Genomic DNA, 13,798 nt, shown 5'->3' with positions numbered 1-13,798 from the left:
AGGTACACAGGTACACAGGTACACAGGTACACAGGTACACAGGTACACAGGTACACAGGTACACAGGTACACAGGTACACAGGTACACAGGTCACCCTCTGAACAACTTAAAAAGTTATTTTTATACATACTGTTAATTTTCACGTATTCAAGTCCTTATAGTTACAAGTTGTACTTAATTAAAACTTCATTTTTACTACTTCGGATAAAACCGAAGTTTCTGACTAAAATAGCAAAGATTTGTAAACTAACTCCACGGTTAACGCAACCAAATATAAAAAATTATGCTTTTGGAATGATTTTGGTATTGTTATGTTTAACTATATCGAGTAATGCAATTGCACTATCAGCAATAACAGTAAAGACAATTCAAGGTAGTGCGCCTTATTTATCGTTTGATGGAAAGGGGACTAAAGCAAATTCAACAGAACATTTGTTGAGTATTACATTGTCTGATGGTAGACAATATAGCATCCGTAATAATCCGTCATCGGAAAATAACCCAATTGAGTTGCCTGCTGTAGATCAAAAACTGAAAGATATTAAGAAATTCATTCCCGAAGGGAAATCAGTAGTTACTTTAACAGATGTAGTATTAACTAACAAATTTTGGAAAGATGATGATGGCGATAGTTCGATCTCTGTAACAGGTAATCTTACAATGACCGTGCAAAATGTTGATGGAAAAATAGTTAATGAGAATACAGAATTAAATGCTTGTTATTCGCCTTATAAAATCACTTTAACGAGTGATAGTGGTATTTTATCTACCCAATACGGAAAGCCAAGATCAACTGAGTTTAAAGGTGGAAGCGTTAGTTATTATCTAACACCTAAAGTTGCAGTTCCTTATGCATGCTTTGCTCAACCAACGTTAAGGTATAATGGAAATGCACTTGTTAGTTATCGTGGTCCAGTTGAACAGTGGGATGATGATAAAGGCTTTAAACCACAAGATATAAATTTCCCCGCATCAAATTTCCCAACTATAGGGGCTAAGGGGATGTACTTTGATTTAACGGTGGCAGGAGCATCGGCAAAAGAGTTAACTTACAGCAAATGGCCAACAGATTCAAATATAGATTTAAGTATAAAACAAGGAAGCCGTTACAATATTGCTAGAATAGAATTAACCGGACCTAGTGATTCAAATAAAGGTCAAACCTCATCAGTTGTTCCAACTTACTTTAATATTTATTCAGATAAAGCAAAGACAAATGTTATATACCGTTTTATGATAAGTAAATGGTTTGTTGCAAAGCCGACTTATAGCGGAGGTTTAGAGGCAGCCAAAGCGTACTGTAGTAGTTTAGGAAATGGTTATAGGCTTCCCCATATTGTTGAAATGACAAATGCAAATAATGATATTGTTGCTTGGGCAGGAGGATTATCTGGTCAACCTAATAATTTCCAACGTCGGATCGGGGGAGGATTCTTTGCAGAGTGGGGGTATACGGATAATGAATACTACGTGAATAGTGATTTTATACGGGATGATATCAATTTTGATTACTGGACTGCTGACCCTTTTTATGGTGGAGTACAAAATTATACTGTTTTTTCAAAGCAAGGTAATATTGGGCACTATTATTTTGTGCATAATGAAACTAGAGTTGTGTGCGTACGTTAATTATCAAGAAATGGAATTAAAAATTTAGTTCCATCACAATTAGGTTTATGAGATAAAAACAAAAAAACATCTAGTGTACTAGTTTAAGAATAAAAATGGTTATTGTAAGATAAAATTATGGATTAAAAGACATTTAAGTTTGTAAGGTGATGGTAAATTATTTGGTTACGTGTTGGTAAAATTATAGGATTGTGATTAGTTGTATCGAAGTTAAAGTCAATCGAATAATAAGACACGAATGAATTGTTACTGAAAGTATATATTCAAACAAAATTTCTACGCATCATGATGGAGATTAGACCTAGCTTTCTTATAACCATTTTTTAAGTAAATAAGATAGCAATTGTAGCTATTTTATAAAATAGTACAGCAAAAAATTAGAAAATTTTCTATGATAAAAGTAAAAAAAAGAAAATGACAGGCACTAAATCATATTGATCTTAAAAGAAGTTGAAGACGGTATTCTGGTTAAAGAGTTTTGCTGGAAATAAAGTATGGGAAATTCTTTTTTTTATAAATAGTGAGAGAAATCTAACGATATAGAAAGCTTATATATCAAATGTTTAAAAGAATTAGAAGCGGGAAATCACAAGATTAAGTAGAGGTTTGCCGATTTGCAAGGATCAAATAACATGATGTGTTCTTATATTTTTTGATAATTGACTTATATAATTTAAGGAGGGAGAATATGATATGAAAAACAGACAAAATCATATTATGAAAGTACGGCAAACATTACCTGATAATGTAAGCTTTATTGCAGAAGAAATCGATTATTTAGATTGTCAAAAAAAAGATATTTCTAAAAAATTGACAGCCTATGAAGCTTATAAAATGATGACATCTTATCAACCTAGATGGCTAAAAATACTATTTAAAATAAGGGATTGTTTAGTGAAATTAATCGGTGTCAAAGCGATTAATGGATTTGATAGTTCTGCGGAAAATAAGCATCAACCAGACGAAAGCAATATGGCCGATTTTTTTACCATAACAGAGGAAACCAACGATAAACTGACATTAGTTGTAAAAGATTGCCATTTAGATGTATGTGTTTGTATTCGTGTTGTAGATAAAGGTAATGACATAAGTAAAAATACAGTATATTTAATTGCATCAGTTAAAAATCACAATATCTGGGGGAAATTATATATGTTACCCGTTGCTATTTTACATCCTTATATTGTTAATAAATTATTTGAAAATATAAAATAATAAGTCTTTTATTATAAATAACTTATCAAGTTGCAATGAGCATATCAGCTTTATTGCATAATATAATGATGTTATTAATTTCAAATCTATAAATAAAATATAAAACCATCCTGCTTATTTTTTTAGCTTTTATTGCGATTGTTTTATGAACAGATATTATTTGCCATAAACATTTGATACTATTTAAACGATGCAATTGATTAGGCCATAACGATTTGTTATCTCGTTAAAAATTATTATGAATCGTTTTAAAAAAATAAGGTGTTATATGAAAAATATAAGCAGGAAATGGATTGTTATTGCAGTTGTTATTATTTCTATTATTTTTATTTTATGGCAGCAATTAAAAACTGATGGGTATGGTTCAGATTTTATTAGTGGCAACGGACGTATTGAAGCGACTGAAATCAATATTTCAGCTAAATTAGCTGGTAGAATAGAAAAAATTAATGTTGATGAGGGCGATTTTGTTAAAGCCGGTCAAGCTTTAGTCGTCATGCAAACTGATACCTTACAAGCACAACTTAATGAAGCCCAAGCACAATACCGCCAAGCGGTTAGTAATGAAGCAAGTGCTAAAGCGCAAGTGGCATTAAAAATGAGTGATAAAGTTGCAGCGCAAGCAGGCGTAAGCCAAAAGGAAAGTGACTTAGATATCGCCTCAAAACATTTACAACGAACTACCGCACTATATCAAAAAGGTGCAATATCTATTCAACAATTTGATGACGATACTGCTAAAGTAAACAATGCTAAAGCAGCACTAGATTCAGCCAAATCACAAGTTACTGCCGCTGACGCAGCGATTGCAGTAGCCGAAGCGGGGGTTGATAGCGCCACATCGGCAATCAATGTTGCAAGTGCTAATATTAAAAGAATTCAAGCTGATATTGATGATAGTACTTTAAATGCCCCTGTTGACGGTCGTATTCAATACCGAATAGCACAATTAGGTGAAGTTTTACCTTCAGGCGGAAAAGTATTAAATTTAGTTAATTTGTATGATGTTTATCTTACATTCTTTTTACCTGAAACGGTCGCAGGTAAAGTGGGTATTGGTGATGAAGTGAGATTGATTTTAGATGCACTACCAGATAAAGCAATTTCTGCCAAAATATCGTTTGTATCAAGCGTTGCGCAGTTTACGCCTAAAACTGTTGAAACTAAAGATGAGCGTCAGAAATTGATGTTTAGAGTAAAAGCGCAATTAAGCCCTGAATTATTAAAATGTTTTATAAATCAAGTTAAAACAGGTTTACCAGGTGTAGCTTGGGTAAAACTTGATCCAAAAGCTTCGTGGCCGTCAGGCTTAGCTGATATTGCAAAATGTCCAACAAAATAATTGGGGATAGCATATGTCAGAATCCGACAATAAAGATTTAGCTTTATCAACCGAAGCTAAATCGTTTGATGATGCAGTGGTAAAAATTAGTGATGTATCACTGCATTATAAAAAGAATCTTGCTCTTGATAATATCACTTTAGCTATACCGCCAAGATGTATGGTTGGATTGATAGGACCAGACGGTGTTGGAAAATCAAGTTTATTATCATTAATTGCTGGTTCGCATGTTATTCAAGATGGGTTAGTATATGTACTTGACGGTGATATGAAAGATAAAACACACCGTAAAAATGTTTGCACACGTATTGCTTATATGCCGCAAGGGTTAGGCAAAAACCTTTATCCGACTTTATCCGTTGAAGAAAATTTACAATTTTTTGCTCGTCTGTTTGGTAATGATGCGACCGAGCGTCGCCGCCGTATTGATGAATTAACGCGTAGTACTGGGTTATATCCATTTTTATCAAGACCAGCAGGGCGGCTGTCCGGTGGTATGAAGCAAAAAGTTAGCTTATGTTCGGCTTTAATCCACGATCCTGATTTGTTAATTCTTGATGAACCTACAACTGGGGTGGATCCACTTTCCAGAGCCCAATTTTGGCAGTTAATTAACAAAATTCGTGAACAAAGACCCCAAATGAGTGTGATTGTTGCAACAGCCTACATGGACGAAGCTCAAAATTTTGATTGGTTGGTGGCAATGTATGGCGGTAAAATTCTTGAAACTGGCACACCAAAATCCTTACTAGCTAAGACAGGAAAAGATAATTTAGATGATGCATTCATTCAGCTAATGCCAGAAAGTGCTAGACAAGGTTATCAAACTGTCGAAATTCCACCTTTAGATCTTAATAAAGATTTGCAAACAGCCATAGAAGCAAAAGATTTAACTAAACAATTTGGTAATTTTATCGCAGTTGATCATGTTAATTTTTCAATTAAACAAGGTGAAATATTTGGCTTTTTAGGTTCAAATGGCTGTGGTAAATCAACCACCATGAAAATGTTAACGGGTTTATTGCCGATTTCATCAGGAGAAGCATGGTTATTTGGTAAACCTGTTGATGCTAGTGATATTAACGTTAGGCGTCATTTGGGGTATATGTCTCAGGCATTTTCCTTATATAGTGAATTAACGGTCAAACAAAATTTAGTTCTACATGCACGCCTGTTTGGTATTGAAGAAAGTAAAATACCTGCCCGCGTTGAAGAATTACTAAAACGTTTTGGTTTAGAACAAGATGCAGAAAATCTACCCGATAGCTTACCTTTAGGGGTAAAGCAACGGCTTTCATTGTCAGTTGCGGTTGTGCATAATCCACAAATTCTTATCCTTGATGAACCAACATCCGGGGTTGACCCCATTGCTCGAGATGATTTTTGGCGTTTAATTATCGAATTGTCTAGAAAAGATAAAGTAACAGTGTTTATTACAACTCATTTTATGAATGAGGCTGCAAGGTGTGATAGAATCTCATTAATGCATGCAGGTAAAGTATTAGCAAGCGATACGCCAGATAACATTATCAGCTCCAAAAATGCTAAAACACTAGAAGAGGCCTTTATTAACTATCTTGTTGATGCAGGAGCTGATGATAGTAATGCAGAAGAACACTCTGTTGAACCACCAAAAGAAATACTCAATCAAGCAACAAAAACATTACCACATCATCATGTTCAAGAGTTTAGTCTTAACCGTATGATAGGTTGCTTATGGCGTGAAACACTTGAGTTATCTAGAGATCCTTTACGAGCATTATTAGCGTTATTAGGTTCAGCAATTTTAATGTTAGTTATGGGATATGGTATTACGATGGATGTTGAAGATCTGAATTTTGCTGTGCTTGATCGAGATCAAAGTGTAATTAGTCAAAATTATATTCTTAATTTATCGGGTTCTAAACGTTATTTTATTGAAAGAGAGCCAATTACAGATTATAACGATATGGACGCGCGGTTAAGAAGTAATGAAATCGCTTTAGCGATTGAAATCCCTCCCAATTTTGGTCGAGATATACAACGAGGTGATCCTGTTGATATTGCTATTTGGATTGATGGGGCAATGCCGCTACGAGCTGAAACAATTAAAGGTTACGTTCAAGGAATGCATCTTGCTTGGCTAAGTGAAAAAGTAAAAGAAGTAACAGGAAAATCCTCAACTAGTTTGGCAAATATAGAAACAAGATACCGTTATAATCCTGATATTAAAAGCTTACCGTCCATGGTACCGGCTGTAATACCAATTTTATTATTGATGATTCCATCTATGCTGGCGGCTTTATCGGTTGTGCGTGAAAAAGAGATGGGTTCAATTATCAATTTATATGTAACTCCAGTAACTAAAGCTGAATTTTTGCTAGGTAAGCAAGTGCCTTATATCATTATTTCCATGTTTAGCTTTTTATTATTGTTATTTATGGCAATCACCATTTTTGCTGTTCCTATAAAAGGAAGTCTATTTACTTTATGTCTTGCTGCCTTTGCTTACTGCATTATTTCAACGGGTTTTGGTTTGTTAGCTTCAACTGTTACTCGTAGTCAAATTGCTGTTATCTTTTTAACTTGTGTAGGTACAATGCTACCAGCAATTCAATTCTCGGGATTACTCAATCCTGTCGCATCTTTAGAAGGTGGTGGTCGTTATATTGGTGAGGTTTATCCAACTACACATATGCTAATTATTGCTCGCGGTGTGTTTAATAAAGCACTTGGTTTTATGGATTTGCACAATTCAATATTTGCTTTATTGGTCACAATCCCCATTGTTCTTGGGGCAAGTATTTTTCTTCTTAAAAAACAAGAAGGATAGATATTATGCAAAGTTTAATTAATATTTATCGATTAGGAATAAAAGAGTTATGGGGGTTATTGCGTGATCCTATCATGTTGTTGTTAATTGCCTATTGCTTTACCTTTGATATTTACATTGCCGCAACAGCAACATCTGATTCGTTGCACCATGCTTCGATTGCAGTTGTTGATGAAGATGACTCACCGTTATCACGGCAAATTATTGCAGCATTTTATCCGCCGATGTTTAATGATCCCGTTAAATTATACTCAATGAACGATGTTGATCATGGTATGGATACGGATAATTATACGTTTGCTTTAAATATTCCGCCTAATTTTCAGCGTGATGTGCTAAATAGCCAAAGTCCAGAACTTCAACTTAATATTGATGCAACACGAATGGGACAAGCGTTTGTTGGAAATGGTTATATAACACAGATTGTTACTGGTGAAGTGACTGAATATGTTAATCGTTACAGTAAGGCAACTAATTTGCCCGTTAATATACAAGTGCATACTGCATTTAATCCTAATTTAACGCGATCTTGGTTTGGTTCAGTCATGGAAATTATTAATATTGTGACAACATTATCGATTATTTTAACTGGGGCCGCCTTAATGAAAGAGCGGGAACATGGTACGATTGACCATCTCCTTGCTATGCCTGTTACCCCTTTTGAAATTATGCTCTCCAAAGTATGGTCAATGGGACTTATGGTATTAATATCAACATGGGTGGCATTGTTGTTAGTTGTTCATAGTTGGCTAAAAGTACCAATTGCAGGTTCGGTAAGCTTATTTTTGATTGGAGCTGCATTGCATCTTTTTGTTACAACGTCACTTGGAATATTTATGGCAACAGTAGCAAAATCCACTGCGCAATTCGCAATGTTACTAATTTTAGTTTTATTACCACTACAAATGCTATCTGGGGGTAGTACTCCGCGTGAAAGCATGCCTGAAATTGTGCAAAACATTATGATGTTTGCTCCAACCACGCATTTTGTTGAATTAGGGCAGGCAATACTGTATCGAGGTGCTGGCTTACGCGTTGTTTGGACTTCATTTGCTTGGTTATTGGCAATTGGTGCTGTATTCTTTTTAATTGCTTTAAGGCGTTTTCGTAGTTCAATTGTGAATATGGGCTCATAATGTCCTATATTTTATTGCAAAATTAGTTGTAAGGATTACTCGTATTGTTTACAAAAATTTGAGAAACGACATAATATGGATACTAAGAATTGAATAGTTACAATTTTTTCTGTATTACACGGGATTGGAGTCGGTGATATTTCCAGTATTGATCGCCTGCTTAGCTTAAATGTACCAACTGTTAAAATGAAGTACAGTAAAACACTCAATGAACATTATATGGCAAATGTTTGTCTACATTGTGGAGCCATACAAGGTCATAACTATGTAGTCACTGATCCCCATGAAATCATCAATTCACTGTGGCATAATCATGATATGAATAACTATTTCTTTAAAAACTTAAAAATTGATAGAAGCACATTATTAGGTGAATTGAAAAGATGTATGGAATGGAGCTAATATTCTCATGTTTTGTCTGAAATCATCACCTTTAATACCAGTATACTAATTTAGTAAATATCAACAATCCTATTTTCCATGGATATTACCGTGTTCGTAGTACTCAATCATTACTTAAGATTCATTTATCCCTTATCGTTCTATTTTAATAAGATATGATAAATTAGAAAGGAATTATGTCTGCATGTTATCTCTGGCATTCATACTTATGTGGCTACCAATGCATTGTTGATTAATACATGAATACAAAAGATCAACAATCCCTAACAAAGGATAAATATTTTTTAATCGTTAACACATATAACAGTATATATTTTATTGCGTATTTAAGTGTTTGGCTTTATATTATTTTCAATACTAATATTGCAATTTTGCTTTAACCTTTATAAGCCCAATTTATGCATAAAAAACGTTTTTCTTTGATTGTAGCGATCATTGCTGTTATTGCTATGGTTGTTATTATATATTTTGCTTATCAACCTAGTACTATTATTTTGCAAGGTGAAGTTGAATCTAATCGTGTTGATGTTGCTGCCAGAGTTCAAGGTCGAGTAAATCAATTTAATTATGATGTTGGTGACGATGTTAAGCAGGGTGAAGTTCTTCTTACTCTTTCAAATCCTGCATTGTTAGCTCAGCTTGCAACAGCAGAAGCGCAATTAAAAGTAGCAATGGCGAGTCGTGATAATACTTATAGCACTAGACCAGAAACAATTGATGTGCAAAAAGCGCAGTTAGATAAAGCTAAATCAGATTTAGATTTAGCTCAAACTAGCTATGAAAGAATTAATCGCTTAGCTAAAAATGGCACTGTTTCAAAGCAAAGCTATGATGAATCCTTTAATCAATATCAAGCGGCCATTAAAGCTTATGAAGCCGCTAAAGCTAACTTATCACTAGCCGAAAACGGTAGTAGTGTAGAACAGAAAAAATTAGCCGATGTGCAAGTTGAACAATCAGAAGCAGCATTGGCGCAAGTAAAAGCTGATGTTAATGAATTAACTTTAGTTTCTCCAATTAACGGTCAAATTACGACTCGAGTCGCTGAAACAGGGCAATTATACAGCCCAGGTACTCCGCTTTATTCTATTATTGATTTAAATGATATTTGGTTTACTTTTAATATACGTGAAGATTTGCTGGGAAACCTTAAAGTTGGTGATACGTTTCAAGTAAGAGTACCGGCATTAAATAATCAGATTATAGATGTTAAAGTCACTGTATTAAATGCTTTAGGTCAATATGCGAATTGGCAAGCGACTAAAGCAACGGGTGATTTTGACTTAAAGACTTTTGAAATGCGTGCTAAACCAATTAATAAAGTGTCAGGTCTCCGCCCAGGAATGAGTGTTACTACAAAGTGGCAATCTCGCTAGCTTGAATAATATCGAGATTTTACACAAAAAAGGAACGATATTAATGCATCACCGGCTATTTCAAGTAATTGGATGGGAACTTCGTAAATTAATTAAACAACGTATTTTGTGTTTATTAGTTTTCATCTATCCTTTATTATTTATTTTTTTATTTGTTTATATGTACCATGCCGGTGTTATTACTCAGGTACCTATTGCTGTTGTTGATCAAGATACAACCAAATCATCTCGCTTATTAATTCAACAAGTTGCGGCTTCACCTCAGCTACAGGTAGCTGAACGTTATCAAGATCTTACCTCAGCTAAACATGCGTTGATTAAAGGTGATGTTTATGCTGTGCTTTTCATTCAGCATGAGTTTGAAAAAGATCTTATAGCTGGTCATCAGCCAGAAGTTGTCGCTTTTTATAATAATCAGTATATGTCAGCTGGAACGATTATTTTTCGGACGATGAGTTCCGCATTGAAAACAGCAAATAGTCAAATAGTATTGCAAGGATTATTAGAAAAAGGAATTGCTTCACCAGTTGCACAAAGCCAAATGCAAACTATACCGACAAGTTTACATCCCTTATATAATCCAACTTTAAATTATTTATATACGTTAATTAGTGGTTTAATTCCTACTATATTACAAATCATTATTATGATGGCCATGGTTACTAGTATTACTCGTGATCGTTTTACTGGAACGGGGTATCAGCAAATATTACAATTAGCTAATCATAATATTTTTATCTTTTTATTAGGACGCATTATTCCTTATTTTATCTATTTTTTATTTTGCTTGATTCTATTTGATACGGTTTTAATTGCTAATTTTAATTTACCTTTAAATGGACATTTAATATTGCTTATACTTGGTGATATAGGCTTTATTTTGACTTCATGTTTGTATGGCATTTTCTTTGGTTTAACGGGATCAACACTAGCACAAGCTTATGGCACTGCAAGCTTAGTAGCATCACCAGCGTTTGGATTTACTGGGCTTATTTTTCCTCGGATTGCAATGAATACCTTTGCTTATATTTGGAGTGCTTTATTACCTGTAACATGGTATATACAAATTCGTCTTGATCAAACATTAAGATCGCCAAATATAGTAACTTCCTTACAACCGTTTGTTTATTTAGTGATCCAATTAAGTGTTATGGCTATTCTTGTTTATCTTTTTTTACGAAAGATCCGTAGGCGGTTGATATGATTAAATCTTTACTATTAATTTCCTATGATGAATTAAAACGAATTTTCCAAACCAAAGCGATAGTTAGCGTTATGTTTGTGGGAATATTTATCTATTTCATCTTTTACCCACAACCTTATTTACATGAAGCAATCCGAGATGTTCCTATTGCTGTTATTGACCAAGATCATACCAATTACAGTCGAGATCTAGTAAGACAACTTGATGCTAATAAGTCCATCAATATAGACTTACATATTGCAGACTTAGAAACGGCTAAAAAACTTATCGAAGAACGTAAAATATATGGAGTTGTACTCATACCTTACCGTTTTCAAAAGAATATATTAGAAGGAAAAACTAGCCCAGTGTCATATTATGGCGATGCGAGCTATATTTTAATTTATAGTAATGTTGCTACCGCCATTAATACCGTTGCCAGTAATTTTGGCGCTAAAATTTCAATTTCACGCAAAATAGCGCAAGGTGTCGATCCTGCAGTGGCAAATAATAATTTTTCTCCTTTTAATAGCCAGTTAATTAGTTTATTTAATCCTCAATCAGGATATGCAACCTATATTATTCCAGCCGCTTTTATTTTGATCTTAAATCAGACATTATTTATCGGTAGTATTTTATGCCGTCTATTTAGTAAAAATTCTGATTTTGAAATAGCCTTTATTAATAAACAGAATCACACGGTTTCATCGGCATTATTACTGCTTTCTGGTAAATTATTGACTTATTTAGTGCTTTATTTAATCTATTTTATTATTTATACCGTATTTGCTAACTATTGGTATGACTTACCGCGCCTAAGTCATCTATCTGTTTCCTTACTATTTATTCTTCCTTTTATTTTGTCCACTTCGTTATTAGGTAAAATTGTTTCACATTTTGTCCATACGGTAAGTGATGTGTTTTGCTTAATTATACCGTCAAGTATGATTATCTTTTTTGTTACAGGATTATCTTGGCCAAAAGAATTGATGCCTCCTTTGTTCCATTTTATTGGCTATATATTTCCAGCTGTACCAGCTATAGTTGGGTCAGTAAAAATAAATCAAATGGGAGCAAGTTTTTCCGAATTTAGTCAGCAATATTGGCATTTGTGGATATTAACCATTGTCTATTTTTGTATCGCATTTATTTTAGAAAAACGTTATGTTCAAAAGATAATGTCGACAAATGCTAGGAGAGAAAATTAAATTAGCAATAGTTCATTTATTATAAATAATCAAATAAAAATTGATTGATACAACAACGTCAGCAATGGCACTAATTTGCAGCTGTATTAATATGTTTGAATTTCTTCTTTAGCTTTATGATAAACCTCATTTGTTATATATAAAAATATGTCAGTTTCATAAAGTTAGATATAGAATTTTAGTTTTTTCCTTGAAGGTTAGTGTGTATAGCTATATCATAATTGGCCGACTAAGATCTTAGTTAGCTAGACCCCAAAAAATAGAAAACAAAATAAATGAGTCCCCATGTTAATTAATGCTAAAAATATTCTCGAAAAATTAAATCCACATAATAAAGTAAATTACGATTCTGTTTTAAAAGAAGTGATTAATAATTGGCAATCAGAATCAGTTCGACCAAAGTTATTAATTCATAGTTGTTGTGCACCTTGTAGTACCTATGTTTTAGAGTATTTAGCACAATATGCAGATATTACGATTTATTTTGCTAATTCTAATATCCATCCCAGAGTTGAATATGAGCACCGTAGTGTGGTGCAACAGAAATTTATTGCTGACTTTAATCAAAAAACAGGTAATAACGTTGAATTCTTAGAAGCACCTTATCAGCCAGCAGAATTTATTAAACAAGTTGGTCATTTGCGTGATGCGCCCGAAGGTGGCGAGCGTTGTCATATTTGTTATAAAATGCGATTAGATCTGGCCGCAATTAAAGCACAAGAATTGGGCTTTGACTATTTTGCAAGTGCTTTAACACTAAGCCCTAAAAAGAATAGCCAAAAAATAAACGAACTGGGGTTTGAAATTCAAGAGATCTTTTCGGTCAATTATCTGCCTTCTGATTTCAAAAAAAATAACGGTTATAAACGCTCTATTGAATTATGCAAGGAGTATGATGTGTATCGTCAATGTTATTGCGGTTGTATTTTTGCGGCCAAAGCACAAGGTGTTGATTTGAAAAATGTGATTGCGATAGCTAAGCAAGGATTAGAAAAAGGTTTATAACTATTAGGGACATTTAATTATAGACCATACTCAAACGTATAGTTACCTGAAACTTTTTGACACTGTTATTATCTGCGGAAAGATATTTTTTAAACAGAACTATTAAAAAATTTGAACATTTAACTATAATTATCATTTATAAAATTAATTTTCTGATAGTCAGTTATATTCTTGCTAAATGTGAGTTTATTATGTCAAAACTTTATAAGTTAGGATTGGATGTTGGTTCTACAACAGCTAAATGTGTGTTGCTTGATGAGCATGGCAATTTTGTTTATACCAATTATGTTCGCCATAATACCCATATTATAGCAACTGTGTTGCGATTATTAGATGAGATAGTACAAAAACTTGGCAATAATATTATCTTGTCGGTGAAAGTGATCCTCGCCAAAAAAGTGGACAAAAGTTGCCTCTATGATATAAACAAAAATCATAGGAGACAAATATCATGGTCAAAAAATTTAGTATCGAATTCAAACAACAATC

11 protein-coding genes and 1 pseudogene are annotated in these 13,798 nt (G+C 33.6%); all 12 read left to right on the top strand.

The genetic code is table 11. The features are described 5' to 3' along the window. Positions 1-301: 301 nt before the first annotated feature. A complete protein-coding gene (locus ACGH80_RS11040; RefSeq protein ID WP_411631155.1) occupies positions 302-1,630 on the top strand; it encodes a hypothetical protein in 1,329 nt (442 codons plus the stop codon). A 693-nt stretch (positions 1,631-2,323) separates the two neighbouring features. Further along, positions 2,324-2,845, top strand: coding sequence for a DUF2867 domain-containing protein (locus tag ACGH80_RS11035; protein WP_085164022.1), 522 nt, complete (start codon positions 2,324-2,326; stop codon positions 2,843-2,845). 268 nt (positions 2,846-3,113) lie between these two features. Further along, positions 3,114-4,187: an HlyD family secretion protein gene (locus tag ACGH80_RS11030; RefSeq protein WP_085164023.1), complete on the top strand. Its 1,074-nt coding sequence runs from the start codon at positions 3,114-3,116 to the stop codon at positions 4,185-4,187. A 13-nt stretch (positions 4,188-4,200) separates the two neighbouring features. Beyond that, positions 4,201-6,999, top strand: a complete 2,799-nt coding sequence (gene rbbA / locus ACGH80_RS11025) for a ribosome-associated ATPase/putative transporter RbbA (RefSeq protein WP_411631154.1) — start codon at positions 4,201-4,203, stop codon at positions 6,997-6,999. A 5-nt stretch (positions 7,000-7,004) separates the two neighbouring features. Then, on the top strand, positions 7,005-8,135 hold the full coding sequence (locus ACGH80_RS11020) for an ABC transporter permease (protein ID WP_411631152.1): 1,131 nt from the start codon (positions 7,005-7,007) through the stop codon (positions 8,133-8,135). A gap of 186 nt (positions 8,136-8,321) precedes the next feature. Then, a complete protein-coding gene (locus ACGH80_RS11015) occupies positions 8,322-8,537 on the top strand; it encodes a hypothetical protein (protein WP_411631151.1) in 216 nt (71 codons plus the stop codon). A 133-nt stretch (positions 8,538-8,670) separates the two neighbouring features. Continuing rightward, positions 8,671-8,769: pseudogene (locus tag ACGH80_RS11010) on the top strand (IS5/IS1182 family transposase); the annotation flags it as partial. Between the two features lie 166 nt (positions 8,770-8,935). Beyond that, the gene (locus ACGH80_RS11005) at positions 8,936-9,913 is read left to right on the top strand and encodes an HlyD family secretion protein (protein ID WP_065560073.1); all 978 of its coding nucleotides are present in this window, start codon (positions 8,936-8,938) and stop codon (positions 9,911-9,913) included. Continuing rightward, positions 9,885-11,117 (top strand): ABC transporter permease, encoded by a 1,233-nt coding sequence (locus ACGH80_RS11000; RefSeq protein ID WP_411631149.1) that lies wholly within the window; start codon positions 9,885-9,887, stop codon positions 11,115-11,117. Before ACGH80_RS11005 ends, ACGH80_RS11000 begins: the two co-directional genes overlap by 29 nt. Beyond that, the gene (locus tag ACGH80_RS10995; protein WP_411631147.1) at positions 11,114-12,304 is read left to right on the top strand and encodes an ABC transporter permease; all 1,191 of its coding nucleotides are present in this window, start codon (positions 11,114-11,116) and stop codon (positions 12,302-12,304) included. The genes ACGH80_RS11000 and ACGH80_RS10995 overlap by 4 nt, the downstream gene beginning before the upstream one ends. 285 nt (positions 12,305-12,589) lie before the next feature. Beyond that, a complete protein-coding gene (locus tag ACGH80_RS10990; RefSeq protein WP_174798298.1) occupies positions 12,590-13,309 on the top strand; it encodes an epoxyqueuosine reductase QueH in 720 nt (239 codons plus the stop codon). 191 nt (positions 13,310-13,500) lie between these two features. After that, positions 13,501-13,798: hypothetical protein (locus tag ACGH80_RS10985; RefSeq protein WP_411631145.1), on the top strand; the 298-nt coding region annotated here is incomplete at its 3' end.

This window comes from Gilliamella sp. BG1 (assembly GCF_046635625.1).
GTDB lineage: Bacteria > Pseudomonadota > Gammaproteobacteria > Enterobacterales > Orbaceae > Gilliamella > Gilliamella bombi.
The sequence above is the reverse complement of the archived record's forward strand: the minus strand, read 5'-3'. Positions and strand labels throughout refer to the sequence as shown.